Annotated in this window: 23 protein-coding genes; 14 read left to right on the top strand and 9 right to left on the bottom strand. The window is 72.2% G+C overall.

What is annotated here, in order from left to right:
• Positions 1 to 100 precede the first annotated feature (100 nt).
• Both ITJ59_RS00445 and ITJ59_RS00440 read left to right on the top strand, forming a co-directional pair.
• Positions 101 to 955, top strand: coding sequence for a PPK2 family polyphosphate kinase (locus ITJ59_RS00445; RefSeq protein ID WP_194649140.1), 855 nt, complete (start codon positions 101 to 103; stop codon positions 953 to 955).
• Positions 956 to 1,223: 268 nt separating this feature from the next.
• Complete coding sequence (locus ITJ59_RS00440) at positions 1,224 to 3,341, top strand: DEAD/DEAH box helicase (RefSeq protein ID WP_194649139.1); 2,118 nt, start codon at positions 1,224 to 1,226, stop codon at positions 3,339 to 3,341.
• 142 nt (positions 3,342 to 3,483) lie between these two features.
• Here ITJ59_RS00440 and ITJ59_RS00435 read toward each other — a convergent pair whose 3' ends face one another.
• Both ITJ59_RS00435 and ITJ59_RS00430 read right to left on the bottom strand, forming a co-directional pair.
• Entirely contained in the window at positions 3,484 to 3,993 is a 510-nt protein-coding gene (locus tag ITJ59_RS00435; RefSeq protein ID WP_194649138.1) for a mycothiol transferase, read from the bottom strand.
• A 36-nt stretch (positions 3,994 to 4,029) separates the two neighbouring features.
• Positions 4,030 to 4,575 (bottom strand): MarR family winged helix-turn-helix transcriptional regulator, encoded by a 546-nt coding sequence (locus ITJ59_RS00430; protein WP_194649137.1) that lies wholly within the window; start codon positions 4,573 to 4,575, stop codon positions 4,030 to 4,032.
• A 206-nt stretch (positions 4,576 to 4,781) separates the two neighbouring features.
• On the opposite strand from ITJ59_RS00430, the gene ITJ59_RS00425 reads away from it, so the two are divergent.
• From ITJ59_RS00425 to ITJ59_RS00410, 4 genes are read left to right on the top strand one after another with little or no spacing between them, the layout of a single operon-like run.
• Complete coding sequence (locus tag ITJ59_RS00425; RefSeq protein ID WP_194649136.1) at positions 4,782 to 5,381, top strand: hypothetical protein; 600 nt, start codon at positions 4,782 to 4,784, stop codon at positions 5,379 to 5,381.
• An 18-nt stretch (positions 5,382 to 5,399) separates the two neighbouring features.
• Positions 5,400 to 6,572 carry a signal peptidase I gene (locus ITJ59_RS00420; RefSeq protein WP_194649135.1) on the top strand — a complete coding sequence of 391 codons (1,173 nt, stop codon included), beginning with the start codon at positions 5,400 to 5,402 and terminating at the stop codon, positions 6,570 to 6,572.
• 60 nt (positions 6,573 to 6,632) lie between these two features.
• Positions 6,633 to 7,796 carry an exonuclease SbcCD subunit D gene (locus ITJ59_RS00415; protein ID WP_194649134.1) on the top strand — a complete coding sequence of 388 codons (1,164 nt, stop codon included), beginning with the start codon at positions 6,633 to 6,635 and terminating at the stop codon, positions 7,794 to 7,796.
• Complete coding sequence (locus ITJ59_RS00410; protein WP_194649133.1) at positions 7,796 to 10,771, top strand: AAA family ATPase; 2,976 nt, start codon at positions 7,796 to 7,798, stop codon at positions 10,769 to 10,771. Before ITJ59_RS00415 ends, ITJ59_RS00410 begins: the two co-directional genes overlap by 1 nt.
• Before the next feature lie 12 nt (positions 10,772 to 10,783).
• Here ITJ59_RS00410 and ITJ59_RS00405 read toward each other — a convergent pair whose 3' ends face one another.
• Together ITJ59_RS00405 and ITJ59_RS00400 are read right to left on the bottom strand one after the other, a co-directional pair.
• Positions 10,784 to 10,960 (bottom strand): hypothetical protein, encoded by a 177-nt coding sequence (locus ITJ59_RS00405; RefSeq protein ID WP_185021323.1) that lies wholly within the window; start codon positions 10,958 to 10,960, stop codon positions 10,784 to 10,786.
• The gene (locus tag ITJ59_RS00400; protein WP_323749348.1) at positions 10,957 to 11,769 is read right to left on the bottom strand and encodes a class E sortase; all 813 of its coding nucleotides are present in this window, start codon (positions 11,767 to 11,769) and stop codon (positions 10,957 to 10,959) included. Before ITJ59_RS00400 ends, ITJ59_RS00405 begins: the two co-directional genes overlap by 4 nt.
• Positions 11,770 to 11,863: 94 nt before the next feature.
• Between ITJ59_RS00400 and ITJ59_RS00395 the strand changes: the two genes are divergently transcribed.
• Positions 11,864 to 12,292 carry a GNAT family acetyltransferase gene (locus ITJ59_RS00395; RefSeq protein ID WP_194649132.1) on the top strand — a complete coding sequence of 143 codons (429 nt, stop codon included), beginning with the start codon at positions 11,864 to 11,866 and terminating at the stop codon, positions 12,290 to 12,292.
• A gap of 9 nt (positions 12,293 to 12,301) precedes the next feature.
• Here the strand turns inward: ITJ59_RS00395 and ITJ59_RS19480 are convergent, their stop codons facing one another.
• Positions 12,302 to 13,231 (bottom strand): EamA family transporter, encoded by a 930-nt coding sequence (locus ITJ59_RS19480; RefSeq protein ID WP_194649131.1) that lies wholly within the window; start codon positions 13,229 to 13,231, stop codon positions 12,302 to 12,304.
• Positions 13,232 to 13,267: 36 nt separating this feature from the next.
• Between ITJ59_RS19480 and ITJ59_RS19475 the strand changes: the two genes are divergently transcribed.
• The 6 genes from ITJ59_RS19475 (at position 13,268) to ITJ59_RS00360 (ending at position 19,309) form a co-directional block, all read left to right on the top strand.
• On the top strand, positions 13,268 to 14,371 hold the full coding sequence (locus tag ITJ59_RS19475; RefSeq protein WP_194649130.1) for a CPBP family intramembrane glutamic endopeptidase: 1,104 nt from the start codon (positions 13,268 to 13,270) through the stop codon (positions 14,369 to 14,371).
• Positions 14,372 to 14,380: 9 nt separating this feature from the next.
• Complete coding sequence (gene recQ / locus ITJ59_RS00380) at positions 14,381 to 16,234, top strand: DNA helicase RecQ (protein ID WP_194649129.1); 1,854 nt, start codon at positions 14,381 to 14,383, stop codon at positions 16,232 to 16,234.
• Positions 16,235 to 16,324: 90 nt separating this feature from the next.
• On the top strand, positions 16,325 to 17,071 hold the full coding sequence (locus ITJ59_RS00375; protein WP_194649128.1) for a lysophospholipid acyltransferase family protein: 747 nt from the start codon (positions 16,325 to 16,327) through the stop codon (positions 17,069 to 17,071).
• Between the two features lie 137 nt (positions 17,072 to 17,208).
• The gene (locus tag ITJ59_RS00370; RefSeq protein WP_194649127.1) at positions 17,209 to 17,547 is read left to right on the top strand and encodes a hypothetical protein; all 339 of its coding nucleotides are present in this window, start codon (positions 17,209 to 17,211) and stop codon (positions 17,545 to 17,547) included.
• 19 nt (positions 17,548 to 17,566) lie between these two features.
• Positions 17,567 to 18,400, top strand: a complete 834-nt coding sequence (locus tag ITJ59_RS00365; protein ID WP_194649126.1) for a M23 family metallopeptidase — start codon at positions 17,567 to 17,569, stop codon at positions 18,398 to 18,400.
• Positions 18,401 to 18,427: 27 nt separating this feature from the next.
• On the top strand, positions 18,428 to 19,309 hold the full coding sequence (locus ITJ59_RS00360; RefSeq protein ID WP_323749347.1) for an NAD(P)-dependent oxidoreductase: 882 nt from the start codon (positions 18,428 to 18,430) through the stop codon (positions 19,307 to 19,309).
• Positions 19,310 to 19,319: 10 nt separating this feature from the next.
• Here the strand turns inward: ITJ59_RS00360 and ITJ59_RS00355 are convergent, their stop codons facing one another.
• Positions 19,320 to 19,523, bottom strand: coding sequence for a hypothetical protein (locus ITJ59_RS00355; RefSeq protein WP_194649125.1), 204 nt, complete (start codon positions 19,521 to 19,523; stop codon positions 19,320 to 19,322).
• Between the two features lie 10 nt (positions 19,524 to 19,533).
• A complete protein-coding gene (locus ITJ59_RS00350; protein ID WP_194649124.1) occupies positions 19,534 to 20,052 on the bottom strand; it encodes a MarR family winged helix-turn-helix transcriptional regulator in 519 nt (172 codons plus the stop codon).
• A 164-nt stretch (positions 20,053 to 20,216) separates the two neighbouring features.
• On the opposite strand from ITJ59_RS00350, the gene ITJ59_RS00345 reads away from it, so the two are divergent.
• On the top strand, positions 20,217 to 21,110 hold the full coding sequence (locus tag ITJ59_RS00345) for an alpha-E domain-containing protein (RefSeq protein ID WP_194649123.1): 894 nt from the start codon (positions 20,217 to 20,219) through the stop codon (positions 21,108 to 21,110).
• Positions 21,111 to 21,287: 177 nt separating this feature from the next.
• Here the strand turns inward: ITJ59_RS00345 and ITJ59_RS00340 are convergent, their stop codons facing one another.
• Both ITJ59_RS00340 and ITJ59_RS00335 read right to left on the bottom strand, forming a co-directional pair.
• A complete protein-coding gene (locus tag ITJ59_RS00340; protein WP_323749346.1) occupies positions 21,288 to 22,634 on the bottom strand; it encodes an MFS transporter in 1,347 nt (448 codons plus the stop codon).
• Positions 22,631 to 23,041 (bottom strand): MarR family winged helix-turn-helix transcriptional regulator, encoded by a 411-nt coding sequence (locus tag ITJ59_RS00335; RefSeq protein WP_111085532.1) that lies wholly within the window; start codon positions 23,039 to 23,041, stop codon positions 22,631 to 22,633. Before ITJ59_RS00335 ends, ITJ59_RS00340 begins: the two co-directional genes overlap by 4 nt.
• Between the last annotated feature and the right edge of the window lie 87 nt (positions 23,042 to 23,128).

The raw sequence follows: 23,128 nt of genomic DNA, 5'->3' as shown, positions 1-23,128 counted from the left end.
CCGCACCCACGGTCGGCCACGTCACCCGAGCGGAGGAACCCCGACACGGCGTCCACCATGCGGTGCCAGGATGAGGGACACCCACACCGCAGGAGGACCCGTGAGCCGTCGCAAGGCCTGGAACGCCGATCCCGAACCACTGCTCCGCGTCGAACCGGGCTTCCGTCTCGACCAGGTCGACCCCGATGCCACGCCCGGGTTCCCCGGCCGCAAGATCGACGGGCTCGAGGCGCTCGCCGCGGGGGCGTCCCGCCTCGCCGCGTTGCAGGAGCGCCTGTACGCGGCGTCGACCGCCGGCGACCAGCGCCGGGTGCTGCTCGTGCTGCAGGCGATGGACACCGCGGGCAAGGGCGGGATCGTGTCGCACGTCGTCGGTGCGGTGGACCCGAACGGCGTGCACTACGCCGGCTTCAAGGCGCCGACTGCCGAGGAGCGCGAGCACGACTTCCTGTGGCGGATCGAGCGGCAGCTCCCGAGCGCCGGGCAACTCGGCGTGTTCGACCGCTCCCACTACGAGGACGTCCTCATCCAGCGCATCCGTGCGCTCGCCGCACCGGACGAGATCGAGCGACGCTACGGCGCCATCACCGAGTTCGAGGACCGCCTGGTCGCCGAGGGCACCACGATCGTCAAGGTGATGCTGCACATCTCGAAGGACGAGCAGCGCGAACGGCTCGGCGAGCGGCTGGACCGCCCCGACAAGCACTGGAAGTTCAACCCGGGCGACATCGACGAGCGCCTGCTCTGGGACCGCTACCAGGACGCGTACCAGATCGTCTTCGACCAGACCTCGACCCCGCAGGCGCCCTGGTACGTCGTGCCCGCGAACCGCAAGTGGTACGCCCGGCTGGCGGTGCAGCAGCTGCTGCTCCGTGCGCTCGAGGACATGCAGCTCTCGTGGCCGCAGGCGGACTTCGACGTGGCCGAGCAGCGACAGCGGCTCGCCGAGTCCTGATCCTCCGGTCTGCCGGGAGGCCCGGGTCGCGTCCGGCACGCGGCCGTCCGTCGACGACGGGGCTGGTGTCAGAGCGTGGGGTCGCGTAGACTCGCTCGGTCGGCCTTCGACGCCGTGACATCGTGATCACGGGCTTTTTGTTGGGTGTGTGTTGCTCGAGGGCTGGAATCACGTCGAATCGCGACGGGATGAACCCCCTCTCCGCAAGCAGCCCCCGCCGATGTCGCTGTCGGGCGCTGCGGTTCGTTGCGCACCCGAGAAAGCAGACATGGCCCCGTACAACAAGGGCGCGGACAACCGCGCCTCCGATCGTCCCCGTCACCCGAACGGCACCCCCGCCGCACGCAGCAGCAAGCACCGCGGGTTCCGCGCTGCCGAGCCGACCGCGCCGCGCCAGAAGCAGCGCTGGGACGCCGAAGAGCGCCGCGGCCGCTCGGCGCAGGGCGAGCGCCCCGCGCGTCCGAACTGGGAGCCCCGCGACAGCGGTGCCCAGCGCCGCCCCGAGCGTGACGACCGCGGTGGTCGCGGCTTCAACCGTGACGATCGCGCCCCGCGTCGGTTCGATCGGGATGACCGCGCGCCCCGTCGTGACAACGACGACCGTCCGCGTCGTTCGTACGACCGCGATGACCGCGCCCCGCGCAGCTTCAACCGCGATGACCGCGCCCCGCGCAGCTTCAACCGCGATGACCGCGCCCCGCGCAGCTTCAACCGCGATGATCGTGCGCCGCGTCGTGACAACGATGACCGCCCGCGTCGCTTCGACCGCGATGACCGCGCTCCCCGCCGCGACAACGACGACCGTCCCCGTCGTTCGTTCGACCGCGATGATCGTGCGCCGCGTCGTGACAACGACGACCGTCCCCGTCGCTTCGACCGCGACGACCGTGCTCCCCGCAAGTTCGACCGCGACGATCGTGCGCCGCGTCGTGACAACGACGACCGCCCGCGTCGCTTCGACCGCGATGACCGTGCTCCGCGCAGCTTCAACCGCGACGACCGTGCCCCGCGCACGTTCGATCGCGACGACCGCGCTCCGCGCAAGTTCGATCGCGACGACCGCGCTCCGCGCAAGTTCGACCGCGACGACCGCAGCGCTCCCCGCCGCTCATTCGACGAGCCCGAGCGCGGCAAGTTCGTCCCCGCCGACGACGTCAAGCTCGCGAAGCTCCAGGCCGAGTCCACCGTGGCGTCCGACGTCGAGGGCGTGACCTTCGGCGACCTCGGCATCGGCGGCAACATCTCCCGCGCCCTGCAGGAGCTCGGGGCGAGCAGTCCGTTCCCGATCCAGGCGGCGACGATCCCCGACGTGATCGCTGGCAAGGATGTCCTCGGCCGCGGCCGCACGGGCTCCGGCAAGACCATCGCGTTCGGCGCCCCGCTCGTCGAGAAGCTCATGGAGCACGGCGGCGGCACGAAGCGCAAGATGGGCCGCGCCCCGCGTGCGCTCATCCTCGCGCCGACCCGCGAGCTCGCCCTGCAGATCGACCGCACGGTACAGCCGATCGCCCGCTCGGTCGGTCTGTTCACGACGCAGATCTACGGCGGCGTGCCGTACGGCCGCCAGGAGGGCGCCCTCGAGCGCGGCGTCGACATCATCGTCGGCACCCCCGGCCGTGTGCAGGACCTCATGAACAAGGGGAAGCTCGACCTCAGCGAGGTCGTCATCTCCGTGCTCGACGAGGCCGACCACATGTGCGACCTCGGGTTCCTCGAGCCGGTGCAGGAGATCCTCTCCGCCACCGCCGAGGTCACCCCGCAGGGCAACCGTGCGCAGAAGCTGCTGTTCAGCGCGACGCTGGACACCCAGGTCGCGGCGCTCGTCGAGCAGTTCCTGCACGAGCCGAGCGTGCACGAGGTCGCGGGTGAGGACCAGGCGTCCTCGACCATCGACCACCGTGTCCTCGTCGTCGAGCAGCGCGAGAAGGACCGTGTCCTCGAGGAGCTCGTCGCCGGTGACGGCAAGACGATCGTCTTCGCCCGGACCCGCGCCTACGCCGAGCGTCTGGCCGACCAGTTCGAGGACGCTGGCATCCGTGCCACGTCGCTCCACGGCGACCTGAACCAGGCACGCCGGACCCGCAACCTGCAGCTCCTGACGAGCGGCCGGGTGAACGTGCTCGTCGCCACCGACGTCGCCGCCCGCGGCATCCACGTCGACGACGTGTCGCTCGTCGTGCAGGCGGACGCCCCGGACGACTACAAGGCGTACATGCACCGCTCCGGCCGCACTGGTCGTGCGGGCAAGGAGGGCACCGTCGTGACGCTCGTCCCGCGTGGCCGCATCCGCAAGATCGAGGGCATCCTCGAGCGCGCCGAGATCGCGGCGGACCTCGTGCAGGCCGCCCCCGGTGACGGCATCGTGAGCGAGCTCGCCGCGCGGTAGTCGCGACCAGAGGGACGACGGGAGGCCCGTGGCGTGCGCGCCACGGGCCTCCCGTCCGTCGTCGAGTGAGCAGAAGACGTCGGGTCGCCGCGGCAGACTCGTCGTCTTCTGCTCACTCAGCGAGCGCGCGAGCGCACGCGCGCTACTGGGTGAAGAACAGCAGGCCGCGCACGTAGCCGGCCTGTCCGGCGTGCTGGGTGCAGTCGTTGAGGATGCTCACGATGCGCGCACCCGCGGTCACGGGCGGGTCCCACGCGTCGTCGACCACGGGGTCGAGGTCGTCCGGGCCGAGCGTGCCGAGGTACGCGACGGTGCGGTCGTGCACGGCGCGCAGGTACCCCGTGAGCAGCTCGGCCGAGGCACGGACGCGGCCGACGTCGTCGCGGGACATGCCGTACCCGAGCGCCTCGGCCGGGAACGGCAGGCCGAACCGGTCGTACCACCCGTCGGCGGTCCAGACCTGCTCCGTGCCCGCGAGGTCGGCGATCTGGACGTCCTGGCCGCGCGCGGTGTGCCACGCGAGCCACGCCAGGGTGTTCGCCCCGGCGGCCGGACGCGCCGCGAGCTGGTCCTCGGACAGGCCGTCGAGCGCACGTTCGACGGTCGACGGCACGCGGGAGAACGCTTCGATCAGGACATCTGAGGGGGTCATGCCGATCACGCTACGCGCGGGCGCCGACACACGAGGTCACGCGGGGCGGTCGGCGGATCCCGAGCCGGAGCGGCGGGCCAGGGCGTCCGCGAGCCCCTCGAACGACGTGGCGACCCGGCGTCGTTCGGCAGGCGCGACGGCCTGGCGGAAGGCGTCGGAGTAGACCGCACCGATCTGCCGGGCGACCTCGGCACCGGTCGCGGTGAGGTGCAGCAGCACGCTGCGCCGGTCCTGCGGGTTCGGGCGCCGCTCGAGGTGTCCCCGCTGCTCGAGCCGGTCGATGAGCGAGGTCATGGCGCCGGTGGTGAGTTCGAGGTACTCGCCGGCCTGCTTCGGCGTGACACCGTCGCCGTCGGCCGCTGCCAGGAAGAACACGAACCGGGTGTCGGTCGCGTTGAGCCCGCGCGAGATGCTCTCGTGCTGCAGGACGCGGCCGTGCTGCACCTGGAGCAGCCGGAAGGCGGTGAGCAGTTCGGCGAGGTCGGTGTCCGACGGCGCGGCGTCGGACACCGACACCGTCGGGGACACCGGCACGCCGTCGGGGGAGACGTCGGGCAGGACGGCCTGGGTGGTGTCCGTCATCGGGTGCTCTTCTCGGAAGTGATCGGTGAGGTGACTCAGTCAACAAGTATCTCGGTCATCAAGATACCCCCAGCACGGGGGTACTCCCTTCCCTTGTGAGTTGCTCAGCGGAAAAGTAGCTTGATGGTCGTAGCAAACACCTCGGCTCCGACGCGACCAACCACCGCGACCACGGCGCCACCGTTTCCGGATCAGGAGCTCTCGCAATGTCTCGTGTCACCCCTCGCGCCGCCCGTCTCGCGGCCTGGATCGCCATCCCCGCCGCCCTCGTCGCCTCGGGTGTCGTCGTCTCCACCGCCTCGTACTCGGCGTTCTCGGCCACCACCGTGAACCCCACGAGCAACTGGACCGCCGGCAGCGTCGCCCTCTCCGACGACGACAACAACACCGCGCTGTTCACCGCGACCGGCCTCAAGCCCGGGTCGACGGGCACCAACTGCATCACGGTCACCTCGACCGGTTCGCTGCCCTCTGCCGTGAAGCTGTACTCGACGAACGCAGCGACGACGAACAACCTGGCGGCGAACATCAACCTCTCCGTCGAGCAGGGCACCGGCGGTGGCTTCGGCTCCTGCAGCGGCTTCACCCCGGCCGCGACGAGTGGCACGCTCTACAGCGGCACCGTCGCCGGCTTCAGCACGGCGTCCACCAACTACGCCACGGGCGTCGGCACGTGGACCCCGACGGGGAGCGCCTCCGAGTCGCGGGTCTACCGCTTCACCTACACGGTCTCGAGCACCGCCCCGAACACCGTCCAGGGGGGTACCGCGGCCCTCGGCTTCACCTGGGAGGCCCAGAACAGCTGAGTCGGGAGCACCTCGGTCATGAGCAGCATCGCAGCGCACGGCGGTCACCCACCGCACGACGTGCTCCACGACGCCGTCGACTGGGGCCGCGTCGCCGTCGCCACGGTCGCCCGGGGCGTCGTCGCGACGCTGCTCGGCCTGGCCCTCTGGGCTGCCGCACCCGCGGTGATCGGCTGGCAGCCCACGACGGTGGTGACCGGTTCCATGGAACCGCGTCTGACCCCTGGTGACGTGGTCGTGTCCCGTCCCGTCGCGTCGGGCGAGATCCGGCCGGGCAGGATCCTGCTCGCCGACGACCCGGACCAGCCCGGGCACCTGCGCATGCACCGGTACGTCGAGCAGGGCTCGGGTGGCACCCTCGTCACCAAGGGCGACGCCAACCCCCAACAGGACTCGACCCCGCTCGAACGCTCTGACGTGCACGGCGTGGCCTTCCTGCGCATCCCGTTCGTCGGGGCACCGGTCCTGTGGCTCCGGCAGGGGGAGTGGGCCAAGGTCCTCGTGCTCGCACTCGGCCTGACGGCGCTGCTCGCGCTCTGCGCGGTCGACGGATCGCTGCGGCGGCTCGCCACGGCGGACGACGCCTCCGACCCGGGCGACGAGTCCCACGGGTCGGGTGACGGACCGTCGGACGGTGGCGATGCCGGACGGGAGGCCCGTGACGGCGCCGCCACGGGCCTCCCGTCCGGCGCGTCGACCGTCGTCACCCGTCGCTCGCTCCGGGCGCACCAGCGTCGTGTCCAGCGGCTGCGCCGCTTCGGCGGCGCCACGGCCGTCCTGGTGATCGCGGGGAGCGTTGGGCTGCTCGTGCCGGCGCAGGCGGTGGCCGTGCCGTGGTCGCGGACGACCGTCGACCCGGTGTCGAACTTCACGGCGGGCACGGCGACCGGTGTGCCGACGCTGACGTGCACCGCAGCGTCGTCGAGCAGCGTGACGATCGCGTGGACGTACACCGACCCGACGGTGCCGAACTCCTTCGACCTCGTGAACGGCACGACGCAGGTCACCACCACCACCGGCGACCAGCGATCGCTCGTCTACGGGGGAGCCGGCCTGCTCGACCTCGGCACGACGTACACCCTGAACCTCCGCACGAACCTCGGCAACGGCTGGACCGCCACCAGCACGCCGACCGTCAAGGTCAAGGTCGTGTCGGTCCTCGGTCTGGCGTCGGCGAGCTGCGTGCCCTGAGTTCTCCACAGGCCGCCGTGGGCGTCCGGCGATGTCCCCGGCCGGCGTTACCGTGTCCGCATGCGCATCCTGCACACCGGCGACTGGCACCTCGGCCGGACGCTGCTCGGTGCCGACCTGCTCGAGCACCAGCGCGCGTTCACCGACTGGCTCGTCGACCTCGTGCGGGACCGCGCCGTCGACCTCGTCGTGATCGCCGGTGACGTGTACGACCGTGCGATCCCGCCGATCGACGCCGTCCGCATGCTGTCCCGCGCACTGGAGCGCCTGGCCGAGACGACGACGGTCGTCCTCACGCCGGGCAACCACGACTCGGCCGCACGCCTCGGGTTCGGTGCCGCGGTGATGGGCCGCCGCGTGCGGATCCTCGCCGAACCCGCCCGGATCGCCGACCCGGTGCTCGTCGACGACGCCGACGGCCCGGTGGCGGTCTACGGCATCCCCTACCTGCACCCCGACCTGACCCGGTATGCCCTGGCCGACGTGCCGGACGAGCCCCTCGCGCGCTCGCACCACGCGGTCGTGCACGCCGCCACCGAGCGGATCCGCGCCGACCTCGCCCTGCGCGGGGGGACGCGCAGCGTGGTCGTCGCACACGCCTTCGTCGGCGGGGCCGACCCGAGCGACAGTGAACAGGACATCCGCGTCGGCGGGGTCGACCGGGTGGCCGGGTCGGTCTTCGACGGCTTCGACTACGTCGCCCTCGGGCACCTGCACGGCCCGCAGCGGGTCGGTGACGGCGGTCGCATCCGCTACGCCGGGTCGCCGCTGGCGTTCTCGTTCGGTGAGCGGCACCAGCAGAAGTCGGTGACGATCGCCGAGCTCGACGCCGCCGGTGCCGTCTCGGTCGAGCTCGTGCCCACTCCCGTCCCGCGCCGTCTGGCCGACGTCCGTGGCGGCATCGACGACATCGAGTCCGGGGCGTTCCGTGCCGACGCCGACGCGTGGGTGCGGGTGGCCGTGACCGACACCGTGCACCCGGAGCGCATGTACGCCCGGGTCAAGGACCACTTCCCGCACGCCCTCGCGATCACGCACGAACCGGCTGACCGCGGCCCGGCCTCGGCCGCCCGCGCGGTGACGGCGACGTCCGACCCGGTCGAGGTCGCGGCCGACTTCGTGGCCTTCGCCACGGGTGCGGCCCCCGACGACGACGAGCACGCCGTCCTGACCGAGGCGTACGAGGCCGCGGTGCTGGCACTGCAGCGCGAGGGGGACCGCTGATGTACCTGCACCGACTCGAGCTCCGGGCGATCGGGCCCTACCCCGACCTGGTGTCGATCGACTTCGCGGCGCTCGCGGCGTCCGGGGTGTTCCTGCTCGAGGGGCCGACCGGTTCCGGCAAGTCGACCATCATCGACGCCGTCGTGTTCGCGCTGTACGGCGGCCTCGCCGGGGCCGACGCCAGCTCCGACCGACTGCACAGCCAGCACGCGGACCCCGCGGTGGAGCCCTTCGTCGAGCTCGTCTTCGAGACCGGTGCGGGGACGTACCGGGTCCGTCGCACGCCGCAGTACGACCGTCCCAAGCAGCGCGGGACGGGCACCGTCAAGCAGCAGGCCTCCGTGCAGCTCTTCCGGCTGGCCAACCCGTCCGACGTCGCCGGTGAACCGATGTCCTCGCGCATCCCCGAGGTCGCGGTCGAGATCGGCCGCAGCGTCGGGCTGGACCGTGCGCAGTTCCTGCAGACCGTCGTGCTGCCGCAGGGCGAGTTCGCTCGGTTCCTGCGTTCTCCGGGCGAGGACCGCCGCAAGCTCCTGCAGTCGCTCTTCGGCACCCAGGTCTACGACCGGACCGCCGACGAGCTCGCCGCCCGACGTCGCGCCGTGCAGGCCGAGGTCGACGGCGCCGACGACCGGGTGCGCGACGCCCTGAACCGCTTCGCCCAGGCCGCCGGCCTCGACGACGCCGACGAACCCGCCGTCCCGACGACGGTCACGGCGGTCCGCGCGGCGGCCGACGCCGCGGTGGCCGCCCGTGCCGCCGCTGCGACGACGGCGACGACCGCTGCCGAGCACGAGCAGGTGGTCACGGCGCGTGCGACGGCACTCGAACGCCGCGCGGTGCTGCTCCAGCGGCAGGCCGTCCTCGACGACGACGCCCCCGCGATCGACCGCGCGCGATCGGCCGTGGCGGTCGGCGAGCGAGCCGCTCGGGTCGCCGCCGTGGCCGACGGGCTCGACGTCGCGGCGCTGCGGGCCGACGACGCCACCACGGCTGCCCGCTCCGTGCGCGAACGGCACGGCGTCACCGCGGACGCCGACGACGTCCTGCGGCGCCGCGACGCCCTGGCCGACGACCTGTCCGCCGTCCGGCACCTCGTGGCGGTCGAGGACGGCTCCGCAGCGCGACGCACCGCCATCGCCGACGCCACCGCGACCGCCGAGCAGCTCGCCGAGCAACTGGTCGAACGCGACGCCGCACTCGACGCGCGCCCCACCGAACGGGCCCGCATCGTCGAGGCCGCACGCACCGCGGCCCTGACCGCCGCCGACGCCGACGCCGCCGCGCACGAGGGCGCCCGCGTCCGATCGCTGCGGGCCGACCTCGTCGCACGCGACCGCGCGGCGGAGCGCGTCGCGGCGGTCGAGCAGACGGTGGCGACGGCACGGCGGGCGGCCACCGAGGCCGTCGCCGCCGAGCGCGCGCTCCGCGAACGTCGGATCGCCGGGCTCGCCGGAGAACTCGGTGCAGCGCTCACCACCGGGGACCCGTGCCCGGTGTGCGGATCGACCGCACACCCGTCGGTCGCGACGCCGCAGGACGACCACCCCACGACCCAGGCGGTCGACGCGGCCGGCGACGCCACCCGCCGTGCCGACCAGCGCCTGGCCGACGCCGCCGCGGACCTGGCGGTCGAGCGTGCCGAGCACCAGCGCCTCGTCGACGTCGTCGGCACCCTGGACGCCGCCGCACTCGACGCCCTGACCGCGGCAGCCGACGAACGTGTCCGTGCCGCACACGACGCCGCGTCGCTCGTCCTGCGGCTCGAGCGGCAGCGGGCGGAGCACGACACGGCGACGGGAACCCTGCAGCGCGAGCGCAACGACCTCGACGCCCGGCGGACCGTGCTCGTCTCGACCGCGGTGGCCGAGGCCGAGCGGCTCGAGGCCGACCTCGGCACCGTCGCCGCGGCGCTCGAGCGGCTCGGCGCACTCCTCGACGAGCGCCCCGTGTCGCTGCGGGCCGCGGTGGAGCTGCTCGACGAGCGGCTCGCGGCGTACCGGGCGGTCGTGCAGGCGGACGAAACGGTGGCGGCAGCGACCCGAGCACGCGACGACCGGCGGGCCGAGGTCGCCCGGGTCCTCGACGAGCAGGGGTTCGCCGACGTCGCATCGGCACGAGCGGGCCGACTCGACGCGGACGGCGCCGCGAAGCTCCGCGCGCGGATCAGTGCGGCCGAGGCCGAGCGGGCCGTGGTGCTGGCCGGCCTCGTCGAGCCGGCCGTGGTCGCCGCAGCCGACGACTCCGCCGAACGACTCGACCGTGACGGCGCCCGTGACGCCCGCGTGCGCGCCACCGCAGCGCTCGACTCCGCCACCGAGGTCGCCGTCTCCGCCACCGACCGCGCCGACGCCGTCGACCGGTGCGCTGCCGAGCTCACCCGTGCGGTCCGTGCGCGCGACGACACCTCGGCGCGCAGCCGCGCGGTGGTCCGGCTCGCCGACATCGCGAACGGGGCCGGGTCGGTGAACCCGACGGGGATCACCCTCGGCACCTACGTCCTCATGCGCCGGTTCGAGGACGTCGTCGCAGCCGCCAACGACCGACTGCGCGCGATGCTCGCCGGCCGGTTCACGCTCGAGACCTCGGACGAGCGCGAGTCCGGGTCGCGGGCCCGTCGGACCGGACTCGCCCTCGCCGTGCACGACCACACCACCGACACCGTGCGCGACCCGCGCAGCCTGTCCGGCGGCGAGACCTTCACGGTGTCACTGTGCCTGGCGCTCGGTCTGGCCGACGTGGTCCAGGCCGAGGCCGGCGGGGTCTCCCTCGGCACGCTCTTCGTCGACGAGGGCTTCGGCACGCTCGACCCGGAGACCCTCGACGACGTCATCGGGCAGCTGTCGCGCCTGACGGCCGGCGGGCGGCAGGTCGGCATCGTCAGCCACGTCGAGGAACTCAAGCAGCGGATCCCGGAACGGATCGCCGTGCGGCGGACCGCGACAGGCGGATCGCAGGTGACGACGACCGTCTGACGTCGCGTGCCGCTACGGCGTCGGCGTGGACTCCACCGTGCCGTCGGGCGGCGGCAGGATGTCCGCTGCGATCCACGGGAACACCCATTGGAACAGGACGAACACGATGGCGGCGAGCAGCACGAGCAGCTCGAGCACCTTCAGGACGGTGGGGCCGGGCAGCAGTCGCCAGACCAGGGGGAAGATCACTTGGCCGTCTCCGAGAGTTCCTTCGGGGTGCCCTCGGAAGCGGGCATCCAGTAGTCGAGCTTGGCGTGTGTGACGAACCGTTCGGCCGCCGACCACATCGGGTGGCACGCGGTCAGGGTCAGCCACCGGTCCGACGGCGACGGATCGACACCGGGCTTGTTCGGCACCGGTGCGATGGTCTCGATGTGGTCCGGGGTCACGATCTGGCTGTCCGTGACCTTGTAGACGTACCAGACGTCGAACTTCGTCTTCGCGTCGGTGACCCGCACCACGACCGAGTCGCCCTTCTTGAGCTCCGCGATCTGGTTGAGCGGCTTGCCGTAGGTCACACGGTGGCCGGCGACGGCGAAGTTGCCGGGCGCTCCGGGCATCGCGGTGTCCTGGTAGTGCCCGAGGCCGATGGTGTTGAGGACCTTCTCACGATCCGTGCCCTCGCCGATCGGCCGGTTGTAGTCCTTGCCGAACCGGGGGATCTGCATCGTCCCGAACACGTCGGACAGGTCCGGCGGCTCGGCGAGCACGGGTGCGGTGCCACGGTGCTCGGTGCCGGCCTTGTCCGGGGTCTTCAGCTGGTCGAGCCCCTCGACCAGCTTCGACTGCTCCTTGACCGCGACGACGTCCGTCCACCAGGCCGTCCACACCACGTACAGCCCGGTGCCGGCGCCGGCGATGATCAGGAGTTCGGCGATCAGCGACACGATCGCACCGCCGACCGTCATGCGGCGTCGCTGGGCGCGACGCCTGGACCGTCGGCCGCCCTCGTCGTCCCGGTCGCTGCGGCGCGACGGGATGGTGTCGTGTGCGGTCACGGGGCTCCTGATCACGGTGGGTGGTGGGAAAGGTCTATCAGATCACGGCGACGACCCGGTGAGCGGGTTGTCCACACCGAAGTACCGTGGGGACATGGAGTACCGGATCCGCCCGTTCCGAGCCGACGACACCGAGGCGGTCGTCGCCCTCTGGGAGTCGTGCGGTCTCGTCCGCCCGTGGAACGACCCGCGACGGGACATCGCGCGCAAGCTGACGGTCCAGCCGGAGCTGTTCCTGGTCGCGGAGCACGAGGACGGCGGGATCGTCGCCGCTGGCATGGCCGGGTTCGACGGGCACCGCGGCTGGGTGAACTACCTGGCCGTGCAGCCGGACCTGCAGGGGTCGGGCCTCGGCCGGACGCTCATGGCGGCGTTCGAGCGGCTGCTCACCGAGCTCGGCTGCCCGAAGCTCAACCTGCAGATCCGGGCCGGCAACGAGCAGGTCCTCGGGTTCTACGAGTCGCTCGGGTACTCCGACGACCGCACCGTGTCGCTCGGCAAGCGGCTCATCCCCGACGCCTGACCCGCCCGGTCACGCGAGCGCCAGGCCCACCGACGCGACGAACGCCAGCGCGATGCCGACCCACTGCGGTGCGGTCAGCCGCTCGTGCAGCACCACCCCGGCCAGCACGACCGTGCCGATCGGGTAGAGCGCGTTGAGCACGCTCACGACGGGCAGCGTGCCCGGGTCGTCGCTCGCGTGCAGCCCCGCCTGGATGCACACGTTCGCCAGGGCGTCGAAGACGCCGCAGGCCGCGACCGTCAGCAGCAGTCGTGGCGGCCACCACCGCCCTGGAGGCACGGCAGACCCCGCGACGCCGGCCGACGCTGCGGGGTCTGCCGCGCCTCCAGACCGCGCCCCGCGTCCGGCGCGCACCGTCACCACCAGGGCCGCTGCGCCCAGCAGCACCGTCTGCAACACCCGCGCGACGACGAGCGGCTGGATGCCCGCACCCTGCGGGGTCATGTCGTAGGCGAGCACGATCCCGCCGAACCCGCACCCGGCCACCGCGGCCGCGACGACCCCGCGCGCGGTGGGTCGCGCGCCCGAGGTGTCGCGCACGGCCGCGACGAGGACCACCGCGACCACGGCGACGACCACCGCGGCGATCGCGAGTGGGGACAGCACGGTCCCGCGGGCGACGGCCACCACGACGGGGACGACGGCGGCGAACACCGCGGTGAGCGGGGACAGCACGCTCATCGGGCCGATCGCCAGTGCCGCGTACAGCAGCAGGACCCCGACGCCGCCGGAGAGCCCGGCGACGGCTCCCCAGAGGGTGCTCGTCCACGACGGCGAGCCACCGAGCACGGCCAGCCCGAGCAGCAGCGGCGCGATGCCGATCGCCGCGGCGACGGCGGTGACCGTCACCGGGCGGACGCGCCGCGACGCCAGGCCGCCGAGGAAGTCGGCGAAGCCGTAGACGACGGCGCCGGACAGGCCGAACAGGACGGTGAGCACGGCTCCCATCCTGCCCGGCCCGGTAGCCTGCGTGGCGTGAGCGTTCCCTACCACCGCCTGCCCCGTATCGACGCACGATGGAGGTGGTGGCGCCCGCTGGTCGCCCTGGCGTTCCTGGCCGGGTGGTACCTCGTGTCCCAGGTGGTCATCACCGTGGCGTACTTCATCCCCGTCGCGGCGGCGCGTGGAGAGTCCGGCGTGTTCGACCTGCTCCACGACCTGCAGAGCGGAGCGCTGGATCCCACCGATCCACTCGTCCTGTCGTTGTCGCTCGTGTCGCTGGTCGTCCTGCTGCCGGGGATCCTGCTGGCCGTCAAGGTCGCACGCCTCGGACCGGGCGCGATCCTGACGTCGACGCGCTTCCGGGTCCGGTGGGCCTGGACGGCGTGGTGCGTCCTGCCGACCCTGGTCATCGCCGCGATCATGTTCGTGGTGCAGACCGGCCTGTTCTGGGACGGCGGGATGATCACGACCGACGGCGGGTTCGCCTGGAACCACGCAGCGATCGGACAGTCGACGGTCTCCCTCGGCACCCTCACGCTCACGATCGTCCTCGTGGTCCTGCTCGTCCCGTTCCAGGGCGCGGCCGAGGAGTTCATCTTCCGCGGCTTCCTCATGCAGACGATCGCGTCGTGGATCCCGCGACGGGCCGGCACGATCATCGCCGTGGCGGTGTCGACCGTCGTCTTCGCCCTGCTGCACATCCCGAACGGCTACAACGTCTGGGGCATCCTCGACGTCGGGTCGTTCGGCCTGATCGCGGCGATCATCGTGCTCCGGAGCGGTGGGCTCGAGGCCACCGTCCTGCAGCACGCCTTCAACAACATCATGATCTTCGTGCTGCAGGCACCGGGGTGGTCGGGGATCGACCTGACCTCGTCCGACGCCAACGGCACGCCCATCGGATGGCTCGTCACCCTCGGCACGTCGCTCGCGTTCTGGGGCATGGTCGAACTGCTGGCGTGGTGGCGCGGGCTCGACCGCACCTTCGCCGGAGCAGCGGCGCCCCGGTTCCGTGGGAAGCCGCCGGTCTGGGCGGGCGGTAGGCGGTGGTTCGGTCCGGCTGGCTCGGGTTGGGTGAGCACGTCGCCCCGCGAACCCGCTGTGGACAGTGCCGTGGGTGTCGCCGGTCGCCCGTAGGCTCGTGGGATGAGCACCACGCCCGCGCCCGCTGCCGTGTCTGCCTCACGGGCCGCAGCGCTCGACGTCCTGCACCGCGTGTGGGGCTACGACGACTTCCGCGGCGAGCAGGCGTCGATCATCGACCAGGTGGTCGGTGGTGGTGACGCCCTCGTGCTCATGCCCACCGGCGGCGGTAAGTCGCTCTGCTACCAGGTGCCCGCCCTCGTGCGCGACGGCGTCGGGGTGGTGGTGTCGCCGCTCATCGCCCTCATGCAGGACCAGGTCGACGCCCTCGCGGCGAACGGGGTGCGTGCGGCGTTCCTCAACTCGACGCAGGGGCCCGACGAACGCGCCCGGGTCGAACGCGCCGTCGTCCAGGGCGAGGTCGACATGCTCTACCTCGCGCCCGAGCGGCTCCGCCTCGAGTCCACCCGCGCGCTGCTCGACCGGGCCCGCGTCGCGCTGTTCGCCATCGACGAGGCGCACTGCGTCGCCCAGTGGGGCCACGACTTCCGGCCGGACTACCTCGAACTGAGCGTCCTGCACGAGCGCTGGCCGACCGTGCCCCGGATCGCGCTGACCGCCACGGCGACGCCGCAGACCCACCAGGAGATCTCGGCGCGGCTCGGACTCGACGATGCCGCACACTTCGTCGCCGACTTCGACCGGCCGAACATCCAGTACCGCATCGAACCGAAGACCGGCGCGCTGCAGCAGCTGCTCACCTTCATCCGCACCGAGCACAGCGGTGACTCTGGGATCGTCTACTGCCTGTCGCGCAAGTCGGTCGAGCGGACCGCCACCGCACTGGCCGAGCAGGGCATCCAGGCGCTGCCGTACCACGCGGGGCTCGACGCCCGGGTGCGTGCTCGCAACCAGTCGACCTTCCTGCGCGAGGACGGCATCGTCATGGTCGCGACGATCGCGTTCGGCATGGGCATCGACAAGCCCGACGTCCGGTTCGTGGCGCACCTCGACCTGCCGAAGTCGGTCGAGGGCTACTACCAGGAGACCGGTCGTGCCGGGCGCGACGGCCTGCCCTCGACCGCGTGGCTGGCGTACGGCCTGAACGACGTCGTGCAGCAGCGCCGGATGATCGACCAGTCCGAGGGCGACGCAGCACACCGTCGGCAGCTCAGCGCCCACCTCGACGCCATGCTGAGCCTGTGCGAGACGATCGAGTGCCGGCGCGTGCGACTCCTGGCGTACTTCGGGCAGCCGTCCACGGCCTGCGGCAACTGCGACACGTGCATCGCGCCACCCGAGTCGTGGGACGGCACCGTGCCCGCGCAGAAGCTGCTGTCCACGGTGGTCCGGCTCGAGCGCGAGCGCGGCCAGCGCTACGGCGTCGCGCACCTCGTGGACATCCTGGTCGGCAAGCAGTCGCCCCGCGTGCAGGAGCTGCAGCACGAGTCCCTGGCGACCTTCGGCATCGGCGCCGACCTGTCGGACGGCGAGTGGCGCGCGGTGGCCCGGCAGCTCCTGGCGCAGGGCTACGCGGCGGTGTCGGGCGACGGCTTCGGTACCGTGGTCCTGAGCCCGACGAGCGCCGACGTCCTGACCGGCAAGGTCCAGGTGCGGATGCGTCGCGACCCGGTGAAGGCGCCGCGGGCGAGCCGGTCGTCGCGGCGGACCGTCGTCACCGACATGCCCCAGCAGGCGGTCGGGCTGTTCGAAGCCCTTCGGGTCTGGCGTGCAGCCCAGGCGCGTGAACAGGGTGTGCCGGCGTACGTGGTGTTCAACGACGCGACGCTCCGCGGCATCGCAGCGGTGCGGCCGTCCGACGTCGACCAGCTCGCCGAGATCTCCGGGGTCGGTGCGGCGAAGCTCGAACGGTACGGCCGCGCGGTGCTGGACGTCGTCGCGTCCGAGGCCGACTGACCCACCGCCCGACGTGCATGCCGCCGTGGGCATGTACTGCTCGCAGGCGTGATTACACTCGGAAGCTCGCCGTCACGACGAGGAGGCCCGGTGTCCGGTTCGACCAAGTTCGCCACCGTGCTGAGCCGCGCAGTGGTGACCCCGCTCGCCCGGATGCTCTGGCGACCGAAGATCATCGGCCGCCGCAACGTGCCCAAGCGCGGTCCGGTCATCCTCGCGAGCAACCACCGATCGTTCATCGACTCTCCGGCGATCACGCTGATGGCACCGCGCAAGGTCGCGTTCCTGGCGAAGCAGGAGTACTTCACCGGTACGGGGTTCCGTGGTGCGGTGTCACGCGCGTTCTTCGGGGGGATCGGCGCGATCGGCGTCGAGCGCGGCGCGGGTGCGGCGGCACAGCAGGCGCTCGACCTCGGGCTCGCGCGGCTGCACGAGGGCGAGGCCTTCGCGATCTACCCCGAGGGCACCCGTTCGCTCGACGGCCGGATCTACAAGGGGCGCACCGGCGTCGCCTGGCTCGCCCTGACGAGTGGCGCCCCCGTGGTGCCGGTCGCGCTGACCGGCACCCAGGACGTCCAGCCCGTCGGCTCGAAGCTGCCGAAGCTGGCCAAGGTGACGATCGAGTTCGGCAAGCCGATCGACCTGTCGTCGTTCGGCGAGGCGTCGTCCGGCCGCGCACGCCGCCACGCGACGGATGCCGTGATGGCGGCGATCCAGGAACTCAGTGGCCAGGAGCCGGCGAACACCTACAACAACCCGCCCGCCACCATCGTCGAGCGTGTCCGTCGTGTGCTGCAGCCCGACGACCCGACAGCAGCGGCGGTCGACCCCGACTGACTCCGGGTCACTGTTCGGTCACTATTGCACATCTGAAATATCGATGGTTGAATAGGGGACGTGCCGCACGGCACGGTTCCCGACGGGTCGCCCGACAACGGCCCGCAACCCACGATCCAGATCGGACGGTCAGCAGCATGTCCTCCACCCCGCTCTTCGACTCCATCGCCCAACGCCACGACCAGCCCGAGGCGCCCGTGTCGAACCCGGCCCGGGCGACTGCGGCTCCCGCACCGACCTCCCCGATGACGGCCCCCGTCCGTGCTGGTGACTCCACCCTGGTCCCCGCAGCCCTCATCGCCGCGATCGACGACATCACGGTCCGAGTCACCCCGTCGGTCGTCACCGAGCTCCGGGTCCAGCCCGAGCAGCTCGTCCTGGTCGAGACCGTCGCCGACGCCATCACCCGAGCGGTCGTCGACGCCGTCGCGACCGAGCTCGACCGGATCGCCCGCGACGGCGTCGTCCGCGTCTGAGCCCCGCGGTCCCCGAGCGATGACGACGACCACCGACGGCCTCCCGCTGCGCCCGCGCGGCGCCGCACGGCGGACCGTGAACCGCTCCACCACCCACCGATCCGAAGCGCCCGCGCGGCGTCGTGCCCGAACCGGCCGCGCAGGAGCCCCCAGAGCCGCCGGGGTGACGGTGTCCCCTCCCGTCGCCCCGGCTTCCACCTCGTTCTTCCGCAGCTCGATCCGCCACACGATCCCGGCGACCGCCGCCGCCGCCGTCACCTGCCTCTTCGTCGCCGTGGGCTCCCCGCAGACCGCGATCGCGTCGGAACCGTCGACGCCGACCATGACGACCGACGTGCAGCAGTTCGTGGCCGGCGGGTCCGCTCGGCTGTCCGCCGACCGTGACGGCTTCTCGGTCGGTCGTGTCGCCGCCGCGCAGGCTCGGTCCGCGACGGTCGGCTCGTCAGGCGCCGTCGCCCGCCCCACCGTCGGCGAGGTCCCGGCCGCCGGCGGCTTCGGCTCACGGTGGGTGACCGGCTGCGCGGCGTGCTCGACGAACCACCAGGGGGTCGACTTCGCGGCGCCCATCGGCACGACCGTCGTCGCCACGATGCCCGGAACCGTCATCTCGGCCGGCGTGCTCGGCGGGTACGGCAACCAGGTCCTGCTCCAGCACGCCGACGGCGTCCAGACCCGCTACGGCCACATGTCGGCCATCAGCGTGCGGCCCGGTCAGGTGATCGCCGCCGGCCAGCAGATCGGAGCCGTCGGCAACACGGGCGTGTCCACGGGGGCGCACCTGCACTTCGAGGTCATCGTCGGCGGCGTCCCCATCGATCCCGCTGTCTGGTTGCAGGCGCGCGGGGCGCTCTGAGCGCAGACGCGTAGCGTCGGCGTCGCCGTGGCACCCCGCCGTGGCGGGACGGAGACGCACGTGCGAGTGACGGTGTTGGGGACGGGTGCGATGGGTGCCGGAGTCGCAGGTTCACTGCTGCGCGAGGGGCACGAGGTGACGGTGTGGAACCGGAGCGCCGACAAGGCCGTCCCGCTCGGCGACCTCGGCGCGACCGTCGCCCCGGACCCGAGCGGTGCCGTCGAGCACGCCGAGGTCGTCCTCCTGACCCTCTTCGACACCGATGCGGTCGTCGACGTGCTCGAACAGGCCGCCGGTGACGCGCCCACCGACGCCGTGTGGGTGCAGGCCTCGACGATCGGGGTCGCCGGCACCGAGGCCGTCGTGCAGCTCGCCGCGAAGTACGGCATCACCCTGGTCGAGGCGATGATGCTCGGCACGAAGGCGCCCGCCGAGCAGGGCACGCTCACGATGCTCGCGGCAGGCCCCGCCGACCAGGTCGACCGGGTCACGCCGGTGCTCGACGCCATGGGCGCGAAGACCATCCGAGCGGGAGAGCGGTTCGGTGACGGCACTGCGCTCAAGCTGGCGGCGAACGCCTGGATCGCCTCGATCACCGCGGCCACGGGGCAGTCACTCGCCCTCGCGGCGGCCCTCGGCCTCGATCCGCAGCTGTTCCTCGACGCGATCGACGGCAGTGCGAGCGACTCGGCGTACGCGCACACCAAGGGTGCGTCGATCATCGCGGGGGAGTTCCCAGCGCAGTTCGCGCTCGACGGGCTGCGCAAGGACATCGGCCTGATCGCCGAGGCGGCGCGATCGAACGGCGTGGCGACGACGGTGCTCGACGCTCTCGCTCGGGTCTACGCCGACGCCAGCGCGGCGGGGCACGGCGGTGACGACATCGCGGCGGTCGGCACGGCCTTCTGAGCTGCCCCCGTCAGTCGCGGCGGAAGAACCGTCGCAGTCGCTTCGCCATCCGCCCGACGGCTTCGTCGTTCATGGTGTTCGCCAGGTCGAAGGCCTCACGTGTCGGATCGGCCCCGCCCTGGATCCGCCGGAGTGCGGCATCGGCGCGGGCTCGAGAGTCGAGTTCGGCGAACGGCATGTCGTCCTCGGGGTCGTGCGCGCCGCGAGGATCCATGCCGGACAGGCTACGCGCGACGTGCGGAACGGTCCTCGGTATCGACGTCGTCGACCACCCGGGCCATCTCCTCGAGGAAGTCCACGACGACCGACATCTCGTCCGTCGGCAGGTGCTCGGTGACCTGCGCGGAGCGGGCGTCGAGTTCTTCGAGCACCTGGAGTGCGTGGCGCATCGAGGTCCCCGTCGCCGTGAGGATCACGCCGCGGCGGTCGATGGGGTCGGGGTGCCGTTCGACGTGGCCGCTGCGGACGAGTCGGTCGATGAGCGCCGAGGTCGACGCCGGTGTGATCTCGAGGCGCTCGGCCAGTTCCTTGGCGTTCACGGTCCGACCGTCCTGGTCGGCGTCGATGAGGAGGCGCAACGCGATCAGGGCGTTCTCGCCGATGCCGAGGGCTTCGCGGGCCCGGCGTTGCGAGGCGCTCTCGGCGGTCCGGTAGCGGCGGAGGGCGTTCAGGACGTCGACCGCGGTGACCGGAGAATCCTCGTACCAGAACCCGGAGGTGCTGGTCAGGAGCTCGGACGTCATCCTGCAATGTTAGACGCTCTAGTTAGATTGTCTAGCGAGAGTGGTGCGATCACCGGAAGGGCACGGGTCCGAACGCGGACATCGGACACTGCAACACCCGTGACGCGGCTCCGAAACACTCCCGCAACGCCGGCTCGTTAGGTTCTCGGCATGCAGGAGCAGTCGTGCTGAGCCGACTCGCGGGGAACGTCTTCCACGTGGGCAGCGCCGTCGAGCGCACCGACGTGGTCGCCCGCCTGCTCGATGTCTACGTCGCTCGCCGTGAACCGAGCACCGTCGACGAGGACCGTGTCGTCGCCGCCGAGCTCCGTGCGGTCGTGGGGACCGCGGGGCCGGCGAACGACACGGACCGTTCCGCGACGATCGACGCCCTCGCGCTGGACCGGCACGAACCGGCGTCCATCGCCGCAGCGGTCGCCGTCGCCCGCGACCACGCCCGGCGGGCGCGCGAGGTCGTCTCGAGCGAACTCTGGGACTGCCTCGACGTCACCCGCTCGCGGATGCCACGCAAGATCGCCCCGGGGCGTGCGCACGAGTTCCTCGGGTGGGCGCGGGAGCGGAGCGCGCTCGCCATCGGGGTGGTCGAGGGCGACGCGAGCCGCGACGAGGTCTGGGAGTTCTTCACCCTGGGCCGTTCCCTGACCCGGGTGGCGTCGACCGCGCGACTGCTCGCGTCCGGGCTCCTCGAACCGGACTCGGTCGGCTCGTGGACGGCAGCACTGCGGGCGTGCGGTGCCGGCGAGGCGTTCCTGCGCGGGCGGGACCACGCTCCGGTGCCGGACGACGCCGCGGCCTTCCTGCTCCTCGACGAGCACAGTCCGCGGTCGCTGCGGTTCGCGGTCCACCGTGCCGCCGAGTGCCTCGCAGACGTGGCCCCGTCCTGCGTCGCGGACGAGGTCTCGGCCTTCGTCGACGCCCGCGACCGGCTCGAGTCCGTGCCGGCGGACTCGGCACTCGACGTGGTCGGGGACGTCGGCGACCGGCTCGCGGTCGCGGCCGACCGCGTCGCCGCCGCGCTCGACGAGCGCGTCTTCGCGGTCGCCGAACCTGCGCACTGACCACGGCCCTGGACCGGGCGGGCTGCGGACGGGAGGCCCGTGGCGGCGTCGACCCGGGCCTCCCGTCCGCCACGCGGGAGCGTCAGAGACCCGTCAACAGTTCGCGGAGACCTGTCGCTTTCGCGAGATGGACGGCACCCGTTCGCGGAGATCTGTCGCTTTCGCGGACTGGACGCGTCAGACGGCGCTGGAGCGGTCGGCGACCGCTTCTTCGCGTTCGAGCTCCCGGCGGAGCTCCGCGCGCGAGGCGCGCGTGCCGACCACCGGGATCGCGTGCGTGACCGCGAGGTGCAGGCGGGTGTCCGCGTCGTACCGCAGGCGCAGCCGCTGGAAGCGGACGAGCCAGACGATCGCGATGGCGAGGGCGACGAAGCCCGACGCCGCGCCGACCGCGATGGCCCAGCGCGGACCCCACGCATCCGCGATGGCACCGACGATCGGGGCACCGATGGGGGTGCCGCCGGCGAAGATCGCCATGTAGAGCGCCATCACGCGGCCGCGCATCGCGGGCTTCGTGGTGGTCTGCACCAGGGCGTTGGCGGTGGTCATGAAGGTCAGCGCCGCCAGGCCGACGAACACCAGGACGAACGCGAAGGTCCAGTACGTCGGGGCGAGGGCAGCGGCGGTGCAGGCGAGGCCGAAGCCTCCGGCAGCGAGGACCAGGGTGCGCATCCGGGGCTTGTCGCGGCGGGCGGACATCAGGGCGCCGAACACCGAGCCGATCGCCATCACCGAGTTGAGCAGACCGAACTCGCCGGCACCCTGGTGGAACTCGACGCGGGCCATCGTCGAGGTGAAGATCGGGAAGTTCACGCCGAACGTGCCGACGACGAAGATCATGCACAGCACGACGATGATGTCCGGCCGGGTCCGCACGTAGCGGAAGCCGGCGACGATCTGCCCCTTGCCACGGCCGGCGTGCACGCGTTCGGCGAGCTGCGCGGGGTCGACGAACCACAGGGCGACCAGCACGGCCAGGAACGAGCCGGCGTTGATGACGAACACCCAGCCGGAGCCGATCGCGGCGATGAGCACGCCGGCGACGGCCGGGCCGATCAGGCGCGCGGCGTTGAACGAGGCGGAGTTGAGCGCCACCGCGTTGGCGACGTTCTCGCCCTGCACGACGTCGGAGACGAACGCCTGGCGGATCGGGGTGTCGAACGCGGCGACGATGCCGAGGGCGAGCGCGAACCCGTAGAGCGCGAGCAGGGTGGCGGTGTGCGTGAGGACCATGACGCCGAGGCCGAGCCCCAACAGACCCATCAGTGCCTGGGTGAGCATGAGCATCTTGCGGCGGTCGAAGCGGTCGGCAGCGAGCCCGGTCAGGGGGAGGAGCAGCAGCTGCGGGCCGAACTGCAGGGCCATCGTGATGCCCACCGCGACGGCGTCGTTGTCGGAGAGCTGGGTCAGGACGATCCAGTCCTGTGCGGTGCGCTGCATCCAGGTGCCGACGTTCGACACCAGGGCACCGGCGAACCAGATGCGGTAGTTGCGTCCGGCGAGGGAGCGGAACATGGCGGTCACTGCTGGGCCAGCCTCCTCATGATCTCGGTGGCGTCGGCGAGGGTGGCGCGCTCGACGGGGGTGAGTGCGGCGAGCCGCGGCGTCAGCCAGCCGTCACGGCGGCGCCGGGTCTCCTCGACGAACGCGGCTCCGGCGGGGGTGGCGCAGAGGACGACCTTGCGCCGGTCGTCGTCGTGGCCGCCCTTCGAGACGAGTCCGCGCTCGACCAGCACCGCGATGGTCTTCGTCATCGAGGGCGGGGTGACGCCGTCCTGGCGGCTCAGGTCGGCGAGGGTCATCGCGCCGTCGCGGTGGAGCCGGGCGAGCGCCGCGAACTGGGCGTCGGTGACGGTCGTGTCGGCCTTCTGCGCGCGGAGCGTCCGGGACAGCCGGTTCACGGCGATGCGGAGGTCGGTGGCGTCGGTCACGGGTCGTTAGCCTAGCTCATTAGTTCAGTGAACGAACTGGTTTTCGGGTGTACCGTGATCCTGGACAACAGGTGTTGTTCAGAGAGA

This window comes from Curtobacterium sp. VKM Ac-1393 (genome assembly GCF_015350995.1).
Taxonomy (GTDB): domain Bacteria; phylum Actinomycetota; class Actinomycetes; order Actinomycetales; family Microbacteriaceae; genus Curtobacterium.
The sequence above is the reverse complement of the archived record's forward strand: the minus strand, read 5'-3'. Positions and strand labels throughout refer to the sequence as shown.